18 protein-coding genes are annotated in these 26,423 nt (G+C 33.3%); 6 read left to right on the top strand and 12 right to left on the bottom strand.

The genetic code is table 11. The features are described 5' to 3' along the window. Positions 1-73: 73 nt before the first annotated feature. From N7277_RS01885 to N7277_RS01875, 3 genes are all read left to right on the top strand, one after another. Positions 74-973, top strand: coding sequence for a DMT family transporter (locus tag N7277_RS01885; protein ID WP_274780083.1), 900 nt, complete (start codon positions 74-76; stop codon positions 971-973). A gap of 15 nt (positions 974-988) precedes the next feature. Beyond that, positions 989-2,068: a putative type IX sorting system protein PorV2 gene (locus tag N7277_RS01880; RefSeq protein WP_274780082.1), complete on the top strand. Its 1,080-nt coding sequence runs from the start codon at positions 989-991 to the stop codon at positions 2,066-2,068. 232 nt (positions 2,069-2,300) lie between these two features. Next, positions 2,301-3,071: a hypothetical protein gene (locus N7277_RS01875; protein WP_274780081.1), complete on the top strand. Its 771-nt coding sequence runs from the start codon at positions 2,301-2,303 to the stop codon at positions 3,069-3,071. A gap of 31 nt (positions 3,072-3,102) precedes the next feature. On the opposite strand, the gene uvrC is transcribed toward N7277_RS01875, so the two are convergent. The 7 genes from uvrC to N7277_RS01840 form a co-directional block, all read right to left on the bottom strand. Further along, complete coding sequence (gene uvrC / locus N7277_RS01870) at positions 3,103-4,893, bottom strand: excinuclease ABC subunit UvrC (RefSeq protein ID WP_274780080.1); 1,791 nt, start codon at positions 4,891-4,893, stop codon at positions 3,103-3,105. A 91-nt stretch (positions 4,894-4,984) separates the two neighbouring features. Then, entirely contained in the window at positions 4,985-5,461 is a 477-nt protein-coding gene (locus N7277_RS01865) for a hypothetical protein (protein ID WP_274780079.1), read from the bottom strand. A gap of 20 nt (positions 5,462-5,481) precedes the next feature. Then, entirely contained in the window at positions 5,482-8,622 is a 3,141-nt protein-coding gene (locus N7277_RS01860) for a UvrD-helicase domain-containing protein (protein WP_274780078.1), read from the bottom strand. 192 nt (positions 8,623-8,814) lie between these two features. Beyond that, complete coding sequence (gene groL / locus N7277_RS01855; protein ID WP_274780077.1) at positions 8,815-10,443, bottom strand: chaperonin GroEL; 1,629 nt, start codon at positions 10,441-10,443, stop codon at positions 8,815-8,817. 73 nt (positions 10,444-10,516) lie between these two features. Continuing rightward, on the bottom strand, positions 10,517-10,795 hold the full coding sequence (locus N7277_RS01850; protein WP_274780076.1) for a co-chaperone GroES: 279 nt from the start codon (positions 10,793-10,795) through the stop codon (positions 10,517-10,519). Between the two features lie 185 nt (positions 10,796-10,980). Then, positions 10,981-13,365, bottom strand: coding sequence for a M1 family metallopeptidase (locus tag N7277_RS01845; protein WP_274780075.1), 2,385 nt, complete (start codon positions 13,363-13,365; stop codon positions 10,981-10,983). Positions 13,366-13,478: 113 nt separating this feature from the next. Then, a complete protein-coding gene (locus N7277_RS01840) occupies positions 13,479-14,054 on the bottom strand; it encodes a HupE/UreJ family protein (protein WP_274780074.1) in 576 nt (191 codons plus the stop codon). Between the two features lie 64 nt (positions 14,055-14,118). Here N7277_RS01840 and N7277_RS01835 point away from each other — a divergent pair, with 64 nt between their 5' ends. Further along, the gene (locus N7277_RS01835; RefSeq protein ID WP_274780073.1) at positions 14,119-14,619 is read left to right on the top strand and encodes a DUF6702 family protein; all 501 of its coding nucleotides are present in this window, start codon (positions 14,119-14,121) and stop codon (positions 14,617-14,619) included. On the opposite strand, the gene N7277_RS01830 is transcribed toward N7277_RS01835, so the two are convergent. The 4 genes from N7277_RS01830 to N7277_RS01815 all read right to left on the bottom strand — a co-directional run bounded on the left by N7277_RS01830 (position 14,576) and on the right by N7277_RS01815 (position 21,957). Further along, positions 14,576-15,196 carry an acyl carrier protein phosphodiesterase gene (locus N7277_RS01830; RefSeq protein ID WP_274780072.1) on the bottom strand — a complete coding sequence of 207 codons (621 nt, stop codon included), beginning with the start codon at positions 15,194-15,196 and terminating at the stop codon, positions 14,576-14,578. The genes N7277_RS01835 and N7277_RS01830 overlap by 44 nt on opposite strands. Positions 15,197-15,321: 125 nt before the next feature. Continuing rightward, positions 15,322-16,671: a DNA repair protein RadA gene (radA, locus tag N7277_RS01825; RefSeq protein ID WP_274780071.1), complete on the bottom strand. Its 1,350-nt coding sequence runs from the start codon at positions 16,669-16,671 to the stop codon at positions 15,322-15,324. A gap of 104 nt (positions 16,672-16,775) precedes the next feature. Next, positions 16,776-19,013, bottom strand: coding sequence for a T9SS type A sorting domain-containing protein (locus tag N7277_RS01820; protein ID WP_274780070.1), 2,238 nt, complete (start codon positions 19,011-19,013; stop codon positions 16,776-16,778). A 151-nt stretch (positions 19,014-19,164) separates the two neighbouring features. Next, positions 19,165-21,957 carry a T9SS type A sorting domain-containing protein gene (locus N7277_RS01815; protein ID WP_274780069.1) on the bottom strand — a complete coding sequence of 931 codons (2,793 nt, stop codon included), beginning with the start codon at positions 21,955-21,957 and terminating at the stop codon, positions 19,165-19,167. A 155-nt stretch (positions 21,958-22,112) separates the two neighbouring features. Here N7277_RS01815 and N7277_RS01810 point away from each other — a divergent pair, with 155 nt between their 5' ends. Next, positions 22,113-23,720, top strand: a complete 1,608-nt coding sequence (locus tag N7277_RS01810) for a CTP synthase (protein ID WP_274780068.1) — start codon at positions 22,113-22,115, stop codon at positions 23,718-23,720. 147 nt (positions 23,721-23,867) lie between these two features. Further along, positions 23,868-25,673, top strand: coding sequence for a membrane protein insertase YidC (gene yidC / locus N7277_RS01805; protein WP_274780067.1), 1,806 nt, complete (start codon positions 23,868-23,870; stop codon positions 25,671-25,673). 54 nt (positions 25,674-25,727) lie between these two features. Here the strand turns inward: yidC and N7277_RS01800 are convergent, their stop codons facing one another. Continuing rightward, entirely contained in the window at positions 25,728-26,312 is a 585-nt protein-coding gene (locus N7277_RS01800; RefSeq protein WP_274780785.1) for a ribonuclease HII, read from the bottom strand. Between the last annotated feature and the right edge of the window lie 111 nt (positions 26,313-26,423).

Here is a 26,423-nt window from a genome sequence, read left to right as displayed (position 1 = left end):
TTATAGGAATGATTTGAGGAAACCCAGTGATAAATAGAAAATTAATGATATTTTTGTACTGAAAATTTGTGATATGTATAAAAATTCTACTTTTAGGCTACATCTGATTGTTTTTTTATGGGGATTTACAGCAATTTTGGGAAAACTGATTCATGCGAATGCAGAAGTTTTGGTTTTCTATAGAATGCTTTTTGCTTCGGTTTTTCTTTATCTATTTATTAGAATTATCAAAAAAGACAACATAAAAGTTTCTAAAAAAATGCTCTTGAAACTAGTAGGAGTAGGTAGTTTAATGGCATTTCACTGGTTGTTTTTTTTCAGTTCTATTAAAGTGTCTAATGTATCTATTGCACTGAGTTGTCTGGGAACATCTACCTTGTTTGCCGCACTACTAGAACCTCTTATTTTTAAAAGAAAAATAGATGTTTCGGAGATTATAATGGGAGTGGTGATAGTGATTTGTATTTCCTTAATTTTCAAAGTAGAATTTCAGTATAAATTAGGAATTATTTACGGGTTAATTTGTGCTTTACTCGGAACGATTTTTTCAGTTTTTAACGGAAAATTATATGGCAAAACATCATCTGGAAATATTATTTTCTATGAAATTTTCGGAGGTTGGCTGGTGATAAGTTTGTATTATGTCTTTTCTGGACAAATTTCTCAAATTGGCGAAATAAGTTATCGAGATTTAGCGTTATTAACTTTATTGGCGAGTGTTTTTACAGCATATCCTATGTTTGAGTCAGTAAATTTAATGAAGTATATTTCACCATTTACTCTTATTCTTACAGTGAATTTAGAGCCTATTTATGGAATTATATTGGCATTTTTTATCTTTGGAGAATCAGAAAAAATGAGTGCCGTTTTTTATGGAGCCTCTTTGGTTATGATTTTAGCAATTGTTATTAATGGAGTCATTAAAGCCAGAAAAAACTCCAAAGAAGTAACATTAGAAAACACTCAAGAGTGATATTAAACAAATTTGATGAAAAAATATTTACTTCTCTTAACCTTTTTGTCAGTTATTGGCAACGCACAAATCGTCAGAAAATATTCTAACGAATTTCTTAACATTGGAGCTGGAGCCAGAGGTTTAGCAATGGGAGGAGCTGTGATTTCTAATCAGAATGATGTCTATGCACCTATGTGGAATCCTGCTGGTTTGACAGAAGTAGAAAGCGATTGGCAAGGCGCAGCAATGCACGCAGAATATTTCGAATCTATTGCTAAATACGATTATATTTCTTTTACCAAAGCGCTCGATTCTAAAGACGGAGTTTTGGGAATTTCTATTGTGAGATTGGGAGTTGATAATATTTTGAACACTACTCAGATGATAGATTCCGAAGGGAATATCGATTATGATAAAATTTCTAAATTTTCCACTTCGGATTATGCAGGAATTATTTCTTATGCTTTTCGCCCTGGTGGAAACCAAAAATTAAGCGTGGGAATTAATGCCAAAATCGTTTACCGAAATATTGGGAAATTTGCCAATGGTTTTGGTTTTGGATTTGATGCAGGAGCCATTTATCGTGCGGATTCTGGTTACCAATTTGGAGCAATGTTGAGAGATGCCACTACTACAGTGAATTTTTGGAGCATCAACCAAAAAGAATTGTCAGCAGTAGTAAATGGAGAAGAATTCAATCCCGCTCCAAAAGATAAAATGGAAATTACCATGCCTAAATTGAATCTAGGCGTTTCAAAAAATTTTGAAATCAATAGAGATTTAGAATTATTGCCAGAAGCTGGTCTTAATGTAGATTTTGCCAAAACCGCCGCAGTAATTTCTACCGATTTTGCGAGTATTTCGCCATATATTGGTGCGGAACTCAGTTTCCAGAAAATGATTTTTGTAAGAGCTGGTCTCAATAGATTTCAAACTGTTACCGATATCGAAGACCTAAAACGCAAAGTTTCTATGCAACCAAGCGCCGGAATTGGTATCAAATACAAGGGACTTACCCTAGATTACGCCATCACCAATACTGGAATTGGTGGTAGTAATTATTTTTCAAATTTCTTTTCTCTGAAACTGGATATGAGGGATTTTAGATATTAGAAGCAACCTGTTTTCAGTTTATAATTACATTTTCACCTGCTTTCGCCACTCGCTTTTTTGTTTTTTGTCATTCTGAGCGAAGTCGAGGAATCTATAAAAACAAAAAGAGCTCAAACAAAGGCTCAATCAGGGCTATTTTTCACTTACATTTCTTCGTAAGCACGTTTTTCAGAAAATTAATTTCATTAGAACTTAATTATTTTTTACATTTACTTCACTAAAAATTCTCACAATGAAAAAATCATTTGCACTTGCTTTCTTGTTTTTCACCCTGATATTTTCTGCTCAAAATATTACCGATTACGAATACATTTATGTTCCCAAAAAATTCAAAGATTTTGAAGCAAATGAATATAATCTCAATACCCTTTTGAAAAAAGCTTTAGAAGGGAAAAAGTATAAAGTGATACAAGAAGAATTAGTGAATTGGCCTTTAGAATTGAGACAAAATCTCTGTAAAGTTTTAAGTGCAGAATTGCTTAATGATTCTAATATGTTTAGAAATAGAGTTAAACTACAATTTTTTGATTGTGAAAAAAAATTAGTTTTTGAAATCAAGGCTACTTCCATGTACAAAGAATTCGATTTAGGTTATCAAGATGCTTTGAAAACTTCATTAGAAAATATTGCAGTTAGTAATCCTAAACCTATTGATATTAAGGGTACTATTCACTCAGAAGTTCCTAAAGTTACTGACAAACAAGAGATAAAGCCAATTGGATCTTCAGAAAACACAAGTGTAGCATCTAAAAAAACAGAATTATATTCTAACGGAAGTGTAAATTTTCAAAAAGTACAAATTTCTAAAGACCAATTCATCTTGGTAAGTTCTAGCAGTTCTGTTCCTTTTGCTACGTTTAAAAATACTACAAAGGCAGATGTTTACAGAGTCACTTTAGAAAACGGAACTTCTACTTTAGGTTACTCAGAAAACGGAAATCTAGTGATAGAAATCCCAACCAGTGATGGGAATTATAAGAAAGAAATTTTTACAGCAAAATAAAAATAAAAGCATCAATTTATTGATGCTTTTTTTATTGATTAAAAAACTCCCAAACTACTTTAGCTTTTGCTTTCCCAAGAATTTCTTCCAGAGTTTCTAGGTTGGCTTCTTTTACCCGTTTTACGGATTTTAGTTTTTTCAGAAGGAGCTCTATCGTTTTTTCGCCCACTCCAGGAATTTCTTCTAATTCAGATTTTATGGTGTTGTTGGTTCTGCGCGTTCTGTGATGTTTTACGCCAAAACGGTGAGCCTCGTCTCTTACTCTCTGTAAAACCTTTAGTGTTTCAGATTTTTTATCCAAATACAACGGAATTGGATCTTCTGGAAAGAAAATTTCATCCAAACGTTTTGCAATTCCTACAATAGTTATTTTTCCATACAAACCCAATAATTTCAAACTTTTCACCGCAGACGAAAGTTGACCTTTTCCACCATCTATCAAAATCAATTGCGGAAGATTTTCTCCTTCATCCAGCATTCTTTTGTAACGTCTGTAAATCACTTCTTCCATCGTCGCAAAATCATTCGGACCTTCCACTGTTTTTACGTGAAAAATTCGATAATCAGATTTACTAGGCTTTCCATCCTTGAAAACTACACACGCAGAAACAGGATTACTTCCTTGAATATTGGAGTTGTCAAAACCTTCTATATGTCTTGGTTCCACCGGCATTCTGAGCAGTTTTTGCATTTCTGCCATAATTCTTGTAGTGTGTCTTTCCGGATCTACAATCTGTACTTGTTTTAGTTTCTCCAGTCTGTATTCTTTGGCATTTTTTTCAGAAAGTTCTACTATTCTCTTTTTGTCTCCCACTTTTGGAACGATGAGTTTTATATTCGGGATTTCTATATTCAAATGAAAAGGAAGCAAAATTTCTTTGGATTCTGAAGCAAATTTTTGACGAATTTCTATCAAAGCTTCTTCCAAAATTTCTTCATCTGTCTCCTCCAGCATTTTTTTGATTTCTGTCGTGAAACTTTGTACAATATTTCCGTTTCTGATTTTGAAGAAATTCACATAAGCAGCGGTTTCATCACTGGTCATTCCGAAAACATCTACATCGTCTATGTTTGGATTTACAACGGTATTTCTCGCTTGATAATCATCTAAAATATCTAATTTTTCTTTTACGGTTTGTGCTGCTTCAAATTCTAAATTGGCAGCAAAACGAAACATTTCGTCTTCTAAATATTTTCTTGCCTTTCGGAAATCTCCTTTGATAATTCCACGGATGGCGTCTATTTTTTCATCATAACTTTCCAGGCTTTCTAAGCCTTCACAAGGACCTTTGCAATTTTTGATGTGGTATTCTAAGCAAACTTTATATTTTCCGTCTTCAATTTTTTGGGGAGCCAAATCTAAATTGCAAGAACGAATTTTATACAAATTTTTAATTGTTTCCAATAAAATTTTTGCTGGACGAACTTTAGCATAAGGTCCGTAATATTCACTTCCATCTTTGATGATGGTTCTGGTCAGAAAAACACGTGGGAAATTTTCGTTTTTAATGCAAATCCAAGGGTAGGTTTTGTCGTCTTTCAACATGACATTGTAAAACGGCTGATGCTCTTTTATCAGATTATTTTCTAATAAAAGTGCGTCATATTCAGAGTTTACAACGGTCGTTTCTAATCTCACGATTTTAGAAACCATAATTCTGGTTCTGTAACCGTTTTGATTTTTATTGAAATAAGAAAGCACTCTTTTCTTCAAATTTTTAGCTTTTCCTACATACAAAAGTTGTCCGTTTTTATCGTAATAACGGTAAACTCCAGGTTCTGAAGGAAGCGTTTTGAGTTGAAGTTCGAGGTTTGAATTCATTGAACAAAAATAGTGAAAAAGATTTGAGGTTGGCGATACGAGTTTCGAGATTTTAACGTTTCATACAACCATCTTAATTATTTTTTCTCTACTATTTTGTTTCCATTGCTTCAATATAAATGGCTTTTCCTTTTGGCAAAAGAACAGGTTCTACAAATGGTTGTTCCTCTAAGATTTTTACAGAAAGAACAGCTGATTTATCTAAAAGGAGATAATCTTTTTCATCTACGAAATGTTTGTTGAGAACGATAGGTAAGAATTGGTCTGCTTTTGAAATGTTATACTCGGTGTAAAAATTTTGGAGATTTAAAAATTGAGTTTCAGGTTTAAAATTCATTTCTAAAACACCATTTTTACCTTTCTCACCAAATAATTGAGTTGCTTTTTCTCCTTTAAAAACATTAATAGTTAAAATGTTATTGACATTTAAGGCACAGGCATAAAGATAAGTTTTGTTTCCATTTGCAATCACTAAAGGCGCTTTTTCTTTGGAATATATGCTTGTTGAATTTTGAGCAAAACTCATTTGAACAAAAGACAAAGCAAGGAAAAATAATAATTTTTTCATGGTATTAATTTTTCACGAAGTTACAAATAAATCAATTCAGCTCCACCAATTTTTCTACCAAGATTTTCCATTGCAGATTGGTATAAATCAATTTGTTTTAGATGTTTTTCTGCCGGATTTCCCGTTTTAAAATCGATGATAAACCAAGCGTCATTTATTTTCACCATTCTGTCTGGTCTATAAGTTTTCCCTTCAATCATCAATTCTCTTTCGCTTAAAATTTCTTGATTTTCTGAGAAATATTTCGGGTGTTTTTCAATGATTTCAAAAATCCTTTCGGCGATTTCATATTTTTCAGTTTCAGTGATTAATCCTTCTAAAAAATAAGATTTCAATACTTTTTCTACATCATTTTTGGTGTTGATTTTTGCTAAAATTTCATGGGTGAAAATTCCATTTCTTACCTTTTCATTTCTTTCTTGGTAGTTTTTGGAAGGTGTGGCAATAGTAATGTTTGCAGATTTCTCATGCTTTTGAGTCAAAGAAGAAATCTGTTGAGAAACGTGTTGTTTTTCTTCTTTTTTGCTTTGTTTTTTCAGCGTATTTTCATCAATTTTAAAAACATCAAAACTGTCTACATTTTCTGTGTTTTTAGATTTTAAAAATTCATAAATTTCAATATTTGATGGTTTTTCTACTCCCGTTTTACTGTCTTTTGAAGGTCTTTGAACGTAAAGAAACAACTGTTCTACAGGTCTAGTTGTGGCAACGTATTGCAGACATAATCGGTCAATGAAGTTTTTGTAAGTATTCTCTTCGTTAAATTCAGAAATTTCTTCATCATAGGTTTGCAATTTCTTCTCGAAACCTCCAATATTTACCGATTTCAGTTCTGTACTGTCTTCCAAAGAAAACCAATCCTGAATTTTGCCATCTTTGTGCGCATTTTCCATCGGAAGAAATACAATCGGGAATTCTAAACCTTTCGCTTTGTGAATGGTCATCAATTGAATGGCATCTATATTTTCTGAAGCCTGAATGCTCGTGTTTTTGCCTTCTTCTTCCCAAAAATTGAGAAAATCTTTCAGCGTTGCGCCTGCATTTTGGGTGTAATTGTAAAGCAATTCTAAAAAATTAAGCAAGAAATCGGTTTCTTTATCTTTTACCGAAAATTCGTGAATGTAATATTCTATAAAATTGTACAAATTAAGATGAGGAAAATCTTCTTGTTTTAGCGCAACTTTATATTTTTCTTTGATGAAAATTTCAATGTCTTTTTTGTTTTCGATGTCTAAAATCTGCTTCATTTCTAACGAAAAATCCTGCATTGTTATTCTGCCAGATTTGTTTAATTCGTACATCATTTTTACCAGAAATCTTCTATTTTTAGGAAACGTTTCCCAATATAAAAATTGAATCAAAGCACGAAGCGTTCCCGAAAGTTCGAGCGTTAAACCTTTCTCCGAAATGGTTTTAATGTACGTTTCTTCGCCTTTGTAATTCACTTTCAGGTTTCCCAACAATTTAGAAAAATTGAAAATGTCTTTATTTCCTCGACAAAGAATGGTGATGTCTGAAAACTCAAAACCATTATTGATACACTCTTGCAAATCCTGTTGCATTTTTTCTGTACAATCTTGGTAATAGGTTTCTTTAACATCATTTTCTAAAAAATGAACTTTTACTCGACCTTCTTTTTCTGAATATGCGCTTTGTTCAGCATCTTTCCCGAATAATTTGGCGTGTTCTTCATTCAGGTAACTTCCGTAAAAATGATACAATTCATTGTTGAATTTCACAATGTTTTTCGCACTTCTAAAGTTTTGTTGAAGCGTTTCAATTTCTACTTCAATGGGTGAAAAATCTTTTTTATTGATAATATCCAGCATTATTTCTGCATTCCCGCCACGGAATCTGTAAATGCTTTGTTTTGGGTCGCCAACTAACGTAAAACTACTATTTTCGGTAGCGATATTGTGGTCGCGGAGTGGAAGAAAATTCATCCATTGCAAAGCGGAAGTATCTTGAAATTCATCAAAGAAATAATGCTGAAATTGTGTTCCTACTTTTTCATAAATGAATGCAGAAGGCTCGTTTCGAAGATTTTCGTTGATGAGTACATTGAATTTTGATAATAAAACCAAATCATTTTCATCTTCTATGAGTTGCAATTGGTCTTGAATTTCTTTATTGACTTTCAAAGGCAACAATGCACGCAAAATTTTCTCTTTTTTCTCTCCGAGAATATAATTTTGAATGATTTTTCTGCGGTTTTCAATTAAAGTTTCTAGAATTGAGAAGATTTCAGATTCTTTGCTTTTGCCTTTTCCCGAAGCTCCCTTTTGAAAGTTTTCTAATGTGTTATTTTCTTTTTCTTCTGATTCATAAAGTAAAGGTTCGGAATTAGAAATATATTTTTTAAAGAATATAGCTATTCCGTTTTTTTGTCCACCTGCAAAATCTTCGATTTCTAAACCATTATTTTGAATTAAATCTAAAGAATCTTGGGCAATCTTTTTAGAACTTTCCTTGAGCTCTTTAATTTCTTTTCTGATGTTGTTTTTGGTGCTTTCGTAAGATTTCCAATCAAAATCTTTATTTTGCTCAAGCCAATGATAATGTTTATCATTCACAAATTCTTTAGCAGAATCGAGTAGGGTTTTATTAATGTTTACACGTTCGTTTTGGTCGAGGCTGTAATTTACATAGTCCAAGAACGCTTCAGAAATTTGTTCATCTTCGCCAATTTTATTGAGCATTTGATCTACCGCTTCAATCAAGAAAGGTTCTGGCTGAATTTCTAAGTTAAAATTTTGCGCTAAACCCAATTCGTAAGAAAAACTTCTCACCAATTTTGCGTTGAATTTATCAATCGTACCGATGTTTAATGTAGAGTAGTTGTGCAAAATATAATCCAGCACTTTTTGCGAACGCTGATGCAAATCGTCTAAGGTAATTTTCTTGCCTTGCTCTTCAAATTTTTGTTGAATTCCGAGCAATTTATTGTTTTCAGAGTAGTTTTCTTGCGTAAATTCTTTGAGCCAAGAAAGAATTCTCTCCTTCATTTCGTTGGCTGCTTTATTGGTGAACGTAAGCGCTAAAATATGACGGATAGCGTCTTTTTGATATGGATTTTCAAGGCAAATCATCAACACTCTTTGTACCAAAGTGTAGGTTTTACCAGAACCGGCAGAAGCATTGATGGCGATGTATGGTTTCATCTGATTATTTTTATTGTTTTTAATGGTCAGATGGAACACCCATAATCATGCTTTTGTCTGTAAAATACATTTTAAGCTGGGTGTTTCATTAGTTTGAATTATTGGTCTAATTTCCTGAAAAATTTTTGAAATAAAAAATCCGTCCAAAAAAATTGAACGGATTTTAAAATTTATTGTTTTAGCGAATTGCTATTACATCATTCCTGGCATTCCGCCTCCCATTGGTGGCATTGCAGCTTCAGGTCTTGGAACTTCTGTGATTACACATTCTGTAGTTAATAGCATTCCAGATACAGATGCAGCGTTTTCTAAGGCAACTCTAGTTACTTTAGTTGGGTCTATAATACCAGCTTCTAGCATGTTTACATACTCGTCAGATTTAGCATTGTAACCGAAATCTCCGCTTCCTTCTGCTACTTTAGCTACGATTACAGAACCTTCACCACCTGCATTTGCTACGATTTGTCTTAGTGGTTCTTCAATCGCTCTTTTTACGATTTTGATACCTGTAGATTCATCTTGATTCGCTCCAGAAAGGTTATCTAGTGCAGAAATTGCTCTTACTAAAGCAACACCACCACCTGCTACAATTCCTTCTTCTACAGCTGCTCTAGTTGCGTGAAGTGCATCATCAACTCTGTCTTTTTTCTCTTTCATTTCCACCTCAGAAGCAGCACCTACGTAAAGTACAGCAACTCCACCAGCTAATTTAGCCAATCTTTCTTGAAGTTTTTCTTTATCATAATCAGAAGTAGTAGATTCCATTTGAGCTTTGATTTGGTTTACTCTACCTTTGATTTCTTCTTCGTTACCAGCACCGTTTACGATGGTTGTATTGTCTTTGTCGATAGTTACTTTTTCTGCTCTACCTAACATTTCAATCGTAACATTGTCCATATTGAAGCCTCTTTCTTCAGAAACTACTTGTCCACCAGTTAAGATGGCAATATCTTCTAACATTGCTTTTCTTCTGTCTCCGAAACCTGGAGCTTTAACGGCAGCAATTTTAAGAGAACCTCTTAATTTGTTTACTACTAAAGTTGCTAAAGCTTCGCCTTCTACTTCTTCAGAAATAATTAAAAGAGATTTTCCTTGTTGAGCAACTGGTTCTAGAACTGGCAATAATTCTTTCATAGAAGAGATTTTTTTCTCAACCAAAAGAATATAAGGATTGTCTAATTCAGCAACCATTTTCTCAGCATTCGTTACGAAATATGGAGATTGGTAACCTCTATCGAATTGCATACCTTCTACTACATCTACAGTAGTATCAGTACCTTTTGCTTCTTCTACAGTAATTACACCTTCTTTCCCTACTTTAGAGAAAGCTTCAGCGATTAATGAACCGATAGTATCGTCATTATTTGCAGAAATAGAAGCTACTTGTCTTATTTTTTCAGCAGAATCACCTACAGATTGAGATTGAGATTTAAGGTTTTCCACAACAGCAGTTACCGCTTTGTCGATTCCTCTTTTTAAATCCATAGGATTAGCACCAGCAGCTACGTTTTTAAGACCTTCTCTTACGATAGCCTGAGCCAAAACAGTAGCGGTAGTAGTACCATCACCAGCGATGTCATTGGTTTTAGAAGCTACTTCTTTTACCATTTGTGCACCCATGTTTTCTACTTTGTCTTCTAGCTCAATTTCTTTTGCTACAGAAACACCGTCTTTGGTTACGTGAGGAGCACCGAAAGCTTTTTCTATCACTACGTTTCTACCTTTAGGACCTAAAGTTACTTTTACTGCATTTGCTAATGCATCAACACCTCTTTTTAGGGCGTCTCTTGATTCAATATCGAATTTAATTTCTTTTGCCATAATTTTTAGATTTTAAGATACTAGACACAAGAGCCTAGACTTTTAAATTTTTTAAAATTTCTTGATTCTTGGATTAGCCAATGATTCCTAATAAATCACCTTCTCTTACAATTAAATAATCTTTACCGTCTAGTTTTAATTCTGAACCGGTATATTTACCGTAAAGAACTCTATCACCAACTTTTACTGTCATAGGTTCGTCTGGTTTTCCGTTGCCAACAGCAACTACAGTTCCTTCTTGTGGTTTTTCTTTTGCGGTATCAGGGATGATGATTCCTGAAGCTGTTTTAGTTTCTGCTTGTACAGGTTCTACTAAAACTCTGTCTGCTAATGGTTTAAAATTTACTGACATATGTATAATTATTTTTAAATTTTCTGTGATGGAATTCTCCAATTCTGTGCCAATAGTAATTCTTCATTATAAATTCAAAATTGAAAGATAATTTGGCAGATTTTCTCAAAATGAAGTGAAATTTTGGCAGAAAAAAGCCACTCAATTTTGTGAGTGGCTTCAGGGTTATATCAATTATTTAAGATTTAATTTTTCTTTCCTGCGGCTTGCATTGGGTTTACCATTCCAGCAGCAGCTCCTCTTCTTCTGTTTTCTTGGTTCTGTTTGAACACTTGGAATTTAGAAGTGCCTTCTGGTGTAACTTTATCAGCAGTCCATAGGTTATTAGTTGTATCAATATCGGCAGTTTCTAACATTGGGTCTAATTGAATTGACTTTAATTTTTTGTCAAAATAGTATGTTTTAGAAACTTTTTTCTCGTCATGTCTCCAGATTTGCGCTGGGATTTTATCGTTTAATTTAGTTCCATCTTCGAAAGTGAATTCTAAAATAAGAGGCATTACCATTCCTCCTTTGTTTGCGAAATCAATTTGGTAACCTGTGATATTTTTTAGGTTTTCTCTTTCTTTAGTGTCAAGATTTTTCGGAGCTTCACCTTTTATGGTGTATTCTTTTTGAGCGTCTACTTTTTCTAAACCTCTTGCATATCTCCAATAGAAGTCTCTTAAAGATTGATCTTCATCAGTTTTGAAAGTAATTTTTTTGTCCTCTTTATTTCTGATTTTAGAAATATCTTCGAAATCATTTACTTGTGGTTCGTCTACTTTATATTTAAAATCTCTAGCTTGTGGTTGTCCATCAAAATCTGGAGTTGCAACAGTAACTTTGTCTATGGCTATGTCTACTGCATCTGTGCTGTAGAACCATCCTCTCCAGAACCAATCTAAATCTTCTCCAGACGCATCTTCCATAGTTCTGAATAAATCTGCAGGTTCAGGATGTCTGAATGCCCATCTCTTAGAATACGTTTTGAAAGCTTTGTCAAAAAGTTCTCTTCCCATGATGGTTTCTCTCAAAATATTAAGACCAGTTGCAGGTTTTGCGTAAGCATTAGGGCCGAAATGAATAATGTTTTCAGAATTGGTCATAATAGGCTCTAATTGATCTTTTGGCAATTTCATGTAGTTCACAATGGTGTGAGCTGGTCCTCTTCTTGAAGGGAATTTATTGTCCCAAAGTTCTTCGGTAAGATATTCTACGAAGGTATTAAGGCCTTCATCCATCCAAGACCATTGTCTCTCGTCTGAATTGATAATCATCGGGAAGAAATTATGTCCTACTTCGTGGATAATTACTCCAATCATTCCGTTTTTAATTCCTTCTGAATAGGTTCCGTCTTTTTCTGTTCTACCATAGTTGAAACAAATCATAGGATATTCCATACCGTTTGACGCTTCTATAGATTGTGCTACAGGATATGGATATGGAATCGTGAATTCTGAATACGTTTTAATCGTATGAGCTACAGCTTTAGTAGAATATTTTCTGTATAAATTGTATGCTTCTTTAGGATAAAGACTCATACACATTACCTTATTGTTATTTTCTTCAATCAATTGAGGCATTGCGTCCCAAATGAATTTTCTAGAAGACGTCCATGCGAAATCTCTTACATTTTCTGCTTCGAAAGTCCAAGTTTTTCTGTTTTTTGATTTAGATTTTTCTGCTTTTTTAGCTTCGTCTAGTGTAACAATTTCTATAGGTTCTTTAGTGTTTTGAGCTTTTTGCCATCTTGCAAACTGTTCTGCGGTTAAAACTTCTGAGAAATTTTTTCCAGAACCTGTAGAAGCTACAATATGATCAGCAGGAACATTCATATTTACTTTGAAATTTCCAAAAGTAAGGGTGAATTCTCCACGACCTGTAAATTGGTGATTTTGCCAACCTTGATTGTCCGAATACACACAAAGTCTAGGATACCATTGTGTCATGGTAAAAAGGTGATTACCATCTTCTGGGAAGAATTCATAACCGCCTCTTCCTCCTTGTTTTATTCTGTCAGGAATGTTATAATTCCAGTCAATTTTAAATTTAAAAATTTCACCTTTTTTTAGTTTTTTAGGTAAATCTATTCTCATCATGGTCTTATTTACCACATAAGCAAGCGCATTACCATTAGCATCAGTTACTTTTTCTAAATTAATCCCAAAGCCATTATCTTTTACGGGTAATTCAGTAGCTTTTAATCTATCAGATGAAATTTGTTTAGCTAGAGTAGAAGAAGATTGATAACCAGCATCTTTAGTGTTGCTCGTGTCATTTTCATCTAATTGTAACCAAAGATATTCTAATTCGTCTGGTGAGTTGTTGTAATAAGTAATTGTTTCTGAACCTTTTAAGTTAAGCTTTTCCTCATCTAAATAAGCGTTGATTTCATAATCAGCACGTTGTTGCCAATATTCATGGCCAGGTGCTCCAGAAGCGGTTCTGTAACTGTTTGGCGTAGGTAAAATAGTACCTAATTGTTCGAATTTATTCCCATGATTGCTCCCAGGATTATTCTGGTGATTTTGGGCAGAAGTACTTACGAAAGCGTAAAGAAAAACAAAAATACTTAGAACTTTTTTCATTATAAATTTTTAAATTTTATTGATTTGTTAACAAATATAAAAATTTGTTACAATTAAGCATGTTTTTTTTATGAAAAATAACTGTTATTATTGTTTTATGCAGATAAAATTGGTTATGGAACCCTTTCTAATGCCATTTTTAGAGCGAAAATGAAGATGGGAACAGATATAATGTAAATCCAAATTTTATTAGAAAGCTTTAAAATCTCTGAGAAAATATAATGTATGAATAGTGCGATGGCTACGACTACAATTTGCCCTAATTCAAGTCCAACATTAAATCCAAACAAGGGTAAAGTAATGTCTTGTTCACTTGCGAGCATCATTCTTACAGAATTGGCAAAACCCATTCCGTGAATTAAACCGAATAATAATGCTAAATAATAATTAAGTTGTATTAGTTTTTTCTCATTTTTTGAAAAAATAATGTTGTCTAAAGCCGTGAAAACTATAGTGCAAGGAATTAAAAATTCTACCCAATCAGAAGGAAATCTGAACACGTCTAATGCGCTTAAAACCAATGTTAAAGAGTGCCCAATCGTAAATGCAGTTACTAGAATTAAAACTTTTTTCCAATCTCTAAAACTGAAAATAGCAATGAGCGCCAAAATGAATAATTGATGATCTAGAGCGTCTTTTGAAATGATGTGTTCCCAACCTAGTTGTAGATAAAATAAAAAATCTTGCATGTTTTAAAATTTGAGTTACGAAAATAATCATTAATTTCGGAACAGATTTTGAAATAATAAACGCATGAAAAAAATCTTCTTACTTTTTACTTTTTTACTGGCTTTTTTAGTTTCAGCAAAACCTATTCATCCTTATCACGTAGGTTCGGTGGAAATTAATTATAATACAAAAACCAAAACTTTTGAGATTTCTGCCAAATTTTTCTTAGACGATTTAGAAAATAGTCTTAATGCCAAGTATAATAAAACGTTACATTTTGGTGAGGAAAAAAGTAAAGCAGGATTAGACCAAGCTCTAGAAAATTATTTTGCAGAATATTTTAAATTGAAATCAAATAATAAATTTCTAAAAATCAATTATTTAGGTTTTGAAGAAGATAAAGAATCTGTCAATGTTTATCTAGAATCTGAAGCGACAGAAATGCCAAAAAAAGTAGAAACGGCAGTGAGTCTATTGTACAGTTTTTTTGATGATCAAATGAATATTGTACACATTATTGTAAATGGCGAAAGAAAAAGTTCTAAACTAAACTATCCGGATCGATATCTGTATCAGATGTTTTAAAATTATCATTCAGGGAAATACAGAACTGTTGTAAGTCTGGAAAAAATTCTTCGTAGCAAGAGCGCAAAAACTCTTTGTGATGCTGGAAAAAACCATACACAGGAATAGAATTGTCCAGATATTTTGCTTTATTCAATACATTATTAATGCTGTATTCCATTCCCCAATCAAAACGATAATTATAGAGCCAATTGTCTTTTTCCATTCTAGGAAGGACTTTTCTGAAATTTTCAGGTAAGATAGCTTCGTGCTTATTGAGAACTTGATAAACATGAGCGGTAAAATCACGCCATTCTTTGTCAGATTTTACATTTTTATCATTGGCTAAAAAATAATCAAAAACCACATCTACAAAAGCACCAGAATACAACCTCACAATTGGTTGGAAAACAGTTTTTGCTTCTAAAACTTTTGGGTGAACATCTGTAAAAGCATCAATAGCTCTATGCAACGTAATTCCTTGCTGAATCCCTTCTGATAAGTGATCTCGACTTTTATTTTTAATGAAATCACCAATCAAATTCCCCACGATTTGCTCGTCGGTAAAAGAAAGGTAAGTATGTGCAAGGAAATTCATTTAATCTAAAAAATTTAGAAGCGAAAATTTAATTATTCGCCCTTTTTTCAAATTTAATGAAAATTATTGAGTTGAAAAAAAGAAAAAATAATGCTCAAAATAGCAAAATAAATTTTTAGTGTTCTTTAAAAAAGTTTTTCGTGGAACTCTTCTATTTTACTTACTTCTTCTATTCTAATTCCGAATTTTCTTTTAGGAATTTTGTTGAGATTTGATACAAAAATCTTTTCGTAGCCTAGTTTTTCTGCTTCAGAAATTCTTTGTTCAATTTGAGGAATGGGTCTAATTTCTCCACTCAAACCTATTTCACCAGCAAAACAATATTTTTCTGAAATGGATAAATCATCGTTACTGCTTAATACTGCTGCAATTACCGCCAAGTCAAGGGCTGGATCATCAGTTTTTATTCCACCGGTAATATTGAGGAAGACGTCTTTTGCGCCCAACATAAAACCAGCACGTTTTTCTAAAACAGCAAGAAGCATGTTCAGTCTTTTGCTATCAAAACCAGTACAACTGCGTTGCGGAGTTCCGTAAACGGCAGTAGAAACCAAAGCCTGAATTTCTAAAAGCATGGGTCTGTTTCCTTCTATAGTGACGGCAACTGCATTCCCAGAAAGTTCTTCAAATTTTTTGGTGATTAAGATTTCCGATGGATTTTTAATTTCTTTTAAACCTTGAGTCACCATTTCATAAATACCTATTTCTTGAGTAGAGCCAAAACGGTTTTTCTGAGCTCTTAGCAATCTAAAAAGGTGATTTCTGTCTCCGTCAAAATTAAGAACTACATCTACCATGTGTTCCAAAACTTTTGGCCCGGCAATTTGTCCGTCTTTGGTAATGTGACCAACCAAAATAACAGGAATGTTTTTTTCTTTGGCAAATTTTATCAATTCTCCAGAACATTCTCTAATCTGTGAAACGGTTCCTGCAGCACTTTCGAGCAATTGTGATTGTAGAGTTTGAATAGAGTCTACAATCATCAAATCTGGCTGTAGATTTTTGGCTTCCATCAAGATTTTTTCGATAGAAGTTTCGGTATAGAGGAAACAGTTTGGGTTTTGAATGTCAGTAATTCTGTCGGCACGCATTTTAATTTGCGAAGCACTTTCTTCACCAGAAACATACAGAATTTTCTTCTTCATTTTCAAGGCAAGCTGGAGTAGGAGCGTAGATTTACCAATTCCAGGTTCGCCACCGATGAGGATAACAGAGCCTAGAACAATTCCGCCTCCTAAAACACGGTTTAGTTCCTCTGAAACGGTTTTCAGACGAATTTCTGTTCCTGTTTCTACTTCGGTAATGTTAATGATTTTTTGTTTCCCGCTTCCTAGAATGTCATAATGAGAAGATTTTTTTTCTACGATTTCTTCTACTAGGGTATTCCATTCTCCACAGTTTTTGCATTGTCCGTGCCATTGCGGATATTGCGTTCCACATTTCTGACAATAGTATGCAGTTTTTATTTTTGCCACAGATTTATAATTGATAAATGATGTTGCAATTTACAGAATTTTTGAAAGGAAAAAGAAATGAATACCAATAAAAAAACTCCCGAAATATTTCGGGAGTTTTTATTTTATTTTACTAAGAATTTTTTAGTTTCTATTTTGTCATTGAGACTTATCTTGAAGATTACTAATCCTTTTTGGAATTTAGAATTTTCAATGCTGAATTGATTGCTATTTGGTTTAGCTGAAGCAACTAATTTCCCTGTAGCATCAAAAACTTGAACCGAAGTAATCTTGTTTGAATTATTTTCTACAATAATGTTTTCAGCGCTTTTGTAAACTACAGTTTCTTTAGTTTTAGAAAAGTTATCTACTCCAAGAGTAGAATCTGTTTTGTAAACGATTTCGAAGCGAGTGTTGTCAACTCCTGTTTCTGCTTGGAAGTGATATGGTCCTTGAGAAAGGTTTACAGTCTTGTTGAGCTGATTGTCTTTTAAATATATATCTTGTGCACCATTAAAAATTCCTTCTACTTGAGCAATTGATATTTCGTAGTTTCCAGGTTCGTAGTACACTGCACCCAGTTGAACTTTGTCATCAATGCTGAAATTATTGCTTTTTCCTTGAATAACAAGTGTTTCACTGTTTACAACTGAGTAAAACATGTCAGACGTTTTGTACATTGGCTTAGTGTCATACCCGTTATCAATATCGTCAGTAGCTCCTTGTATATATCCAATAAGTGTGGTGTTAAAGTTTTGTGCAGGTGTAGTAAGTTTAAGCCAAACTTTAGGTTGATCTAGAAGAGGTAATCTTGCATTTGAGAATTTACTTTTTGTAGAAATTCTCATATTATTATTGAATACCAAGTTTGAAGTTCCTGGATTTGACTTTTTAATAATAAATCCTTGCCCTACAGAAATAGTCTCAGTTGGTTTGTCTGTTGAATTAAGTGCAGGAATCCCTCCAGATAGATTTACAATTGCATAATTTGCTCCACTGTAATTAGACCCTTGCATTTTAGTAGGGTTAGGGTTGGTGTTGGTCCATATATATGCTATAGGCTCAATAATAGAGCTATTGGCTTCGTATAGTTTTCTGAAACTGATGTTTGATGGGTATGGGTTTCCAACTAGATTATTCCCATTCTTGTTTTTAGAAATTTGTATTGTTTGAATTCCGTTATTAGGAGTTCCTGTAAAAGTTCCATTAAATACAGTATTAGAACTCGTTGTATAATTGCTTGGAGCTAATATAGCGTAACCCTTTGCTGATGCAAAACTATTTGATCCAGGAGTTACCCTAGCAAAAAGATCTGTAGATTCATTATATGTGTAAAATCCACTTGTAGAAGTGCTAGGTGAAAAGCTTAATAAATTCTGGTTGCTTACTGGTGAGCCCCAATAGTTGTATTCGTTCTTTTTAAGCTTAGTTGATCTATTAACCTTTATAGGGTTTCCTGTAAACTTACCATTGTCATTAACCTGAATGAGATTCGCGTCATCCAAAACATTTACAATTCCATTGTTTGTAATGTCGTTATAAACAGAAACATAAGTGTCTGGATTAATAGTTAATGTTTTGCCAGAATTAATTGTACATTCACATGCGGTAAAACTACCATTGTTTTGAGTGGTGTAGTTTGCGTCTATTACAACTTTTTCTGTACTGGTTGGAGGAAGTGTTTTCTTAGGATTAGATAAAGCTACCCAAGTGCTTCCGTTCCAAGTTTTAGTTTCTACGAATTTTCCTTCAATGAAGATATTATCAAAAACCCAGTGTTTGTCTGGGTCATTTTTCTTTTTGTTAATTAAACCCTCAACTCTTATAGCAAGTTTTGATAAATCTGTGCCATTAGGAAATAAAAGTTCAACTTTATTTACTTTATTGTTGCTTGTTAAAGCTATTAAGTCATAAAGGCCAGTTCCTTTATAGGTTAAAGATTGTGAAACAATCGAACTGAAATCATATTTTAATTCTTCTTCATTACTATACATTACGATTTCTCTGCTCCAAGTCTGACCATTGTTTAGTGAAACCAAAACACTAAGATAATCGTCACCTAATGAGACAAAATTTTTGTTTCCATTGTATCCCACTAGAATTGGTAAAAAGTTAATTGATACTTTTACATCGGTAGCAAAAGAAGCATTCACAGGGCCATATGTTCCTGATAGAGCAGTTGTTGAATTGTGAATTGCCATTGCTTTTGTTCCGAAAACCTGACCTGCAGTAATGTGGTGCGATAAGCCCACATTAGATGATTCTGGTAAAGTGGGTTGATTTGTCTCAAAGTCTTGATAAAACATGAGTTGATTGGTAGGTGTACAAGTTTGTGACTGCGCCACCAGAGAGTACCCTATCATCAAAAATGAGATAAGAATTTTTTCATCGTTGTTCGTTTGCGCTGCAAAGATAAAAAAATTTTTATAACCAAATGATTTTTATCATCTTATATTATTATTTTTATATATTTTTTTAATAGATAGTGTTTATTTTGTTTTAAAACGGTGTTTTTTATTTAATTAAAAAGGATTTTGTGAAGGTCTTGTCATTCAATTTTACACTGAAAAACACTACTCCTTTTTGGAATCTATTTTTGTTTATAGCTGCTTTGTTCTGGTTTAATTTTGTGCTGTACAACAGTTTTCCAGAAGCGTCAAAAACTTGGTAAGAAATTATTTTTTCTGCTTTATTTTCTATGATTATATCTTCTAATTGTTCGTAAATAAGAGTATTTCTATTTGAATTTATATCTACGGAACTTAATGTTCCGTCTGTTTTATAGACAATTTCGAATCGGTCATTAATTTCTCCTGATTTTGAATAAAATTTGTAAGAACTTTCAGAAAGATTAGCGACAGTATTTGTTTGTTTGTCTTTTAAATATATTTTTTGATTATTTTTAAAAACGCCTTCCACTTGTGCCAAAGAAATTTCATAATTACCAGGCTCATAAAATATACCGCCTAATTGAATTTTATCATTCGTGCTAAAGGTATTTGACAATCCTTGTATTAAAAGTTTTTTGTCCTCCAGTACAGAGTAAAACATATCAGAAGATTTTTGAATGCCTTCTGTGTCATATCCTTTGTCTATGCCGTTTGTAGCTCCTTTTACGTATCCAATTAATATAGTATTGAAATTTTTAGCAGGCGTAATTAATTTGAGCCAATATTTATGTGATTCAACGTTCATGGTTCTTGCATTAAAGAATCTGCCCTTATTTGGGGTTCTCATGCGATTGTTAAATGTTAAATTAGAATTTCCCAAATTTGTCTTTCTGATGATAAATCCTTGGCCAATGGTAATTGCATCTGTAGGTCTTTCAGAAATATCTTGATTATAGGCAGGAACTCCATCGGTAAGATTTCTAATAGCATAATTTGAGCCGTCATAACTTGCACCTTGCATCATGGTTGGGTTTGGGTTAGTATTTGTCCAGAAATAGGCAATAGGCTCTATTAAATTGCTGTTTTCTTGGTAAAAAGCTTCAAAGCTTATATTAGAAGGATATGGGTTTCCTATGAGATTAAGTCCCTGATTGTCTTTATGGATAGGAACTTCAATGATTCCGTTATTAGGGTTTCCTGTGAAAGTCCAATCAAAAGTTGTAAAATTGGTGGTGTAATTGTTTGGTGATCTAATAACATAGCCTTTGCCTTTTTCGAAAATATAGGTGTTTTTATCTTCTAAAGGAGTAAGGCTAACACTATTGTTAGGATATAGGTTTTTTACAAATATGCCGTCGTAGTAACCATTGCTTTCATTATGTACATAGAATCTGTTTTCTAGTGTGTTTGAAGAGAAATTTCTCAGGTTTTGTCCGCTTACAGGAGCGCTCCAATTGTTGTAGTCCAATCTTTTGAGTGTTGCTTTTCTTTTGACTAAAATGTTGCCTAAATTTTTAGAATATTCATTAATCTGAATGAGATTGGCATCTGTTTCTACTATTATATTCCCAGAATTTAATTCGATTTCTCCATCTATGGTTAGGTTTTTACCTGTTGGTATGGTAATTTCTGCATTGTTTTTTATTTCTATGGAGCAAGCGTTTAAATCCGATGCCAAGGTGTAGCTATTAAAAAATATTGCTTTTTTTGTGAGGTCTGGTAAGCCATTACTCCAATTACCATTGTATGTAGTAAAGGTATTTTTAACAGTGGCAACAGCAGAGTATCCGGAGCAGCTTCCATTGGTTAGAACAGCTCTATAATATTGCTCTTGGTCTGTAATATTATCTATAGTAAGAGTGTTGGTGTTATTTGATATATCATTTACATTGTTTAGAAAATTTTTATCAGTGGAGGTTTGCCACTTAATGATATTTCCATAATATTCAGATAAAGTAAGTGTTTTTATAGAGCTGTATTTGCTGCAGTAATTTATATCATTGAGTTTTCCAGGAGTGATGGGTTGATAAACGGTTATTGTAACCTGCCCTTCAGCACTGTAAGTAATTCCAGATTTTGTGATGCTTATTTTTAATCTAAAGGTGTAGGTTCCTGGAATTAAATTGTTTATGGTTAGTGTCTGGCTATTTTGAGATGAAAAGCCAGAAAAATTTGATGGGAAACTATCTAAGTACCAAGTGTATGTTTTGGGCTCAGAAATATTACTGTTACTGTTCGCGGTAAGGGTAACGCTGTTATTAATATTAGCATTGTAACAAATGCTTGTAGAAGATGCTACGGGAGTGGCATCCATAGTGCCACCTGCTTGATTTACATCACAAAAAGTGCCCGCTATAGAATTACCACTGCCTGCACAATTCGTATAGGTTATTGACCCTATTATTAATGATGTTTGGTTGGAACAGTTTCCTCCAATGAACCCAAAGCCATTTATCCCATTACTACTGGTGCAGGTGTTATTTCCAGTATTTATGATTTTTACCTCTGCGTTTTGTTTTAGTTTTAAGTAAACATTATTTTGGTTCCAAAGTACCGTTCCAGCATCAAGGGTAAGATGACTTGTATTATTTAATTCTAAATTAATATTTAAGGTAAGTTGCCCTAAAATGTTCAAGTTTCCAATGTTGTAAGATTTGGTCAAAGTTGGGCCGCTGTTATTACCGTTAGTATAATTTCCTACCGTTATCGTATGGGTGTCATTTATATTGACGGTGTAGTTTCCATTAGTTTGGCCCGGGAACTGATTGGTTGCAGTCCATCCTGAAGCGGTAAATATTTGCCAATTAGATGTGTCTTCCCAATTTCCAGAGGCAATAGTTCTGTAGTCGCCTAAATTCTGTGAATAGCAGATTTTAATTAATACCAGAAGTATTAAAGAGTAGAAATTTGTTTTCATCGTTGTGTTTTTGTGTGGCGATAAAGATAAAAGTTGTGCCTGAAACCCTAAATAATGCATTTTGCGTATTTTTAGGGGTGCATTTTCTTTAGGCTTGTAAATTTCTTTTTTGGGACTTTAGTCAAAATCCATTAACTTTGCACAAACCTAATCTAATGAGTAAAAAGAATACTAAATACATCTTTGTGACAGGAGGTGTAACTTCGTCTTTGGGAAAAGGCATTGTTTCGGCTTCTCTTGGCCTGCTTTTAAAATCCCGAGGATTTATTGTAACCATCCAAAAGCTTGACCCTTACATTAATATAGACCCAGGAACGCTTAATCCTTATGAGCATGGAGAATGTTATGTAACTGAAGATGGCGCAGAAACTGACCTAGATTTGGGTCACTACGAAAGATTTCTAGATTCTGCCACTTCTCAGAATAATAACGTTACTACAGGAAAAATCTATCAAACCGTAATAGAAAAAGAAAGAAAAGGAGATTTTCTAGGCAAAACCGTTCAGGTAATCCCGCATATTACTAATGAAATTAAACGCAGAATAAAAATTCTTGCCAAAGAAAATTACGACATCATCATTACAGAAATTGGCGGAACAGTGGGCGATATAGAATCACTGCCTTATATAGAAAGTGTTCGCCAATTAAGATGGGAGCTCGGCGAAAATAATTCTATGGTAATTCATCTTACCTTGCTTCCTTATCTTGCAGCAAGTGGCGAATTGAAAACCAAACCTTCTCAGCATTCTGTAAGACAATTGATGGAAAGTGGTATTCAAGCAGATGTTTTGGTGTGCAGAACAGAGCATAAAATTACCAAAGAAATTAAAGCTAAGTTAGCGCAATTCTGTAATGTTCCTGCAGAAAATGTAATCGAAAGTATAGATGTAGAAACGATTTATCAAGTTCCGCTAGAATTACAAAAACAAAAATTTGATGAGGTAGTTCTTAAAGAATTGGCGTTGCCAGTGAATCAAGAATCTGATTTAAAAGATTGGAAAAACTTCCTCAAAAAATATAAAAATCCTAAGAAAAAAGTAGAAATTGCTTTAGTTGGAAAATATGTTTCGCTTCAAGATTCTTACAAGTCTATTGCCGAAGCCTTTATTCATGCAGGAGCTTCGCAAGATACTGAAGTGAAACTGAGATGGGTTTACAGTGGTGATTTAACCGAAGAAAATTTAGCGGAAAGTTTCAAAGGAATTGATGGGATGCTTATCGCTCCAGGTTTTGGTGATAGAGGAATTGAAGGGAAAATTCTTGCTGCAAAATTTGCTAGAGAAAATAAAATTCCGCTTTTGGGCATTTGTTTAGGAATGCAGATTATGACCATCGAATTTGCGAGAAATGTTTTGGGATTAAAAGATGCCAATTCTGCAGAATTTGATTTAACGACTAAAAATCCAGTCATTTCTTTGATGGATGAGCAAAAAAATATTGTAGATAAAGGCGGAACGATGAGGCTGGGCGCTTGGAAGTGTCAATTAAAACCTCATACTAAATTAATAGACATCTACGGAAACAAAAATATTACCGAAAGACACCGTCATCGCTACGAGTTTAACTCAGATTACTTAGAGGCTTTTGAGAAAAATGGTTTGTATGCTTCGGGAATTAATCCAGATACTAAATTAGTAGAAACGCTAGAATTGAAGGATCATCCTTTTTATATAGGCGTTCAGTATCATCCAGAATATAAAAGTACTGTAGCGACGCCACATCCGCTATTTATAGCTTTGGTAAAAGCAGCTACAGAAAAATAAATCTTAAACTCTCATTTTTTGAGAGTTTAATTTTTTAGAAATGACAATCTGACAAAAAATTCATATTTTTGTCACCCAAATTAAAAAGGAATGCTATTTGAGAAAATTAAATCTCAAATCTTAAATTTCAAATCTTAAATTAAAGTAATGCAAAAGAATAACGGATTAGATAAAAATCAACTGATTAGTTTTGTGATTTTTTCTGCCATCTTGATGGCTTTCATGTTTTATTTTCAAAACAAACAATCAGACGAAAAACAAGTAGCAGATGCTAAAGCAAAAACAGAGCAAAAAGTAGCTTCTAAAACAATTGCTAACAATATTAATGCTACAATAAACGCGGCTACAATTAAAAATGTTACCGTAAAAAATAAAGAGCTTACCTTAGAATTTGTAAGTTTAGGAGGGCAGCTTTCGTCTGTAGAAATTAATCAATACAAAGCTTATAATGCTAAAACCGATAAACACGATTTGCCACTTTATTTAATAGAAAAAAATAATTCTAGCTACGGATTTCAGTTTAAAGACAAAACGGGAAAGATTTTTAATACAAAAGATCTAGTTTTTGTGCCTAGCGTAAAAGATAATGCTGTTACCATGACCGCTCAAGTTTCTGGTGCAACAATTCAGTACGTGTATCAGCTTTTAGATAATTATACTTTAGATTTTAATGTTAGAACCCAAGGGTTATCTGCTATAGTTACAGACGAAAATGCAGATTTCCATTGGAATTACACTGTAAGAGGAATGGAAAAAGGGCGTTCGCAAGAGCAAACCCATTCAGAATTTAATTACGCTTTTGATAATTATGGTTCTACCGATTATGATACAAACGGATTTGAAGAGCCAGAAGAAACCTTAAATTGGCTAGCGGTAAAACAGCAGTTTTTCACTTCAATTATAGAGTCTAGTAATGGATTCACACACGCTAAAGGAACTCAAGAAACAATAGAAAAAGGAGCGTTTTTGAAAAAATTCAATTTTGATGGTCAGGTAAAATTGGCAGGAAATGAATTGAATCAAAATTTCAAATGGTATTTCTTGCCATTAGATTTGCCATTGCTTAAAACTTTTGAAGGGAAAGAATTTGATACGATATTACCTCTAGGTTGGAGTTTCATTGGCACCTTGAACAGAATTTTCTTTGTGCCAGTATATAATTGGTTGTCAGATTGGGGAATTGCAGCAGGTTGGGTAATTTTCTTAATGACTATTGCAACTAAACTTATCTTGTCTCCAGTGATGTTTAAGCAGCACAAATTAAGTGCTATGATGAAGGTGGTAAAGCCGGAAATAGAAGAAGTCACAGAGAAATTTAAAGGTCAAGAAAACGCAATGAAGCGTCAACAAGCGACTATGGAAATATACAGAAAAGCTGGAATTAATCAAATGGCAGGCTGTTTACCAGCACTGGTTCAGATTCCTATTTTCTATGCGCTTTTCCGTTTCTTCCCGAATATGATTGACTTGAGAGGAAAAGGATTTTGGTTTGCTAATGACCTTACTGCTTATGATGATTTAATTAAATTGCCATTCCATATTCCATTAATCGGGGAGCACATCAGTATTTTTGCAGTAGCATGTACCATCGTAGTTTTGATTTATACAATTATGACTTCTGGGCAAATGCAACAACCACAGCAAGAAGGAATGCCAGATATGAGAATTATAATGTATATTTTCCCAATTACATTCTTCTTCTTCTTGAACACCTCTTCTTCTGGACTTTCTTGGTATTATTTTGTTTCGAATGCTTTAAATATATTAATTATCCTTGCGATTAAATATTGGATTTTAGATGAAAAGAAAATTCATGCTCAGATTCAACAAAATAAATCTAAAGCGCCAAAACCAGAAGGAAAATTCCAGAAACGTATGCGTGAAATGATGGAAAAAGCTCAAGAGCAACAAAAAATGCAAGAAGAGCAACGCAAAAAGCCAAATAAAAAATAATTCAGTTTAAAATAAATAAAAGTCGGTTAAAAATTAACCGACTTTTTATTGTTTTTAATCATAGTTTAATCTAAAAGATTGTCGGTGATATTTCGTGGGGCCAAATTTCTTCAAAGCTTCTATGTGAACTTTAGTAGCATACCCCATATTTTTATTCCAACCGTATTCAGGAAACTCTTCATGCAACTGAATCATGAGTTGGTCTCTATAGTTTTTAGCAAGAATAGAAGCCGCAGCAATAGATAATACTTTAGAATCCCCCTTTACAATACACTGATGGGGAATGAAATTATAGGGGTGAAATTTATTGCCATCTACTAAAATTAATTCTGGTCTTATTGTAAGTTTATCCAGCGCATTATGCATGGCATGTATACTTGCGTTGAGAATATTATGTTGGTCAATAAATGCTGGCGAAAGCTCTGCAATTGCATAATCTTTTACATTGTTTTTGATGTAATCATCTAATTCTAAACGAGTTTTAAAATTTAGTTTTTTTGAGTCGTTAACTAATTTTTGCTCAAAATTATCGTCTAAAACCACTGCTGCAGCCACTACAGGGCCACATAAGCACCCTCTTCCTACCTCGTCGCACCCCGCCTCGATATAATTTTCAGACCATTTTTTTATCAATTCTATAAATTTTAACAAAAAATCAATTGCGTTATTGAAAACATTACAAAGTTAACGATTCTTTAGGGTTTTTTTAACAAAAAGTTTGTATATGTTAATAATGTTTCGCATTTTTGT

Source organism: Cloacibacterium sp. TD35, assembly GCF_028864635.1.
In the GTDB taxonomy this organism is placed as follows: Bacteria; Bacteroidota; Bacteroidia; order Flavobacteriales; family Weeksellaceae; genus Cloacibacterium.
The sequence above is the reverse complement of the archived record's forward strand: the minus strand, read 5'-3'. Positions and strand labels throughout refer to the sequence as shown.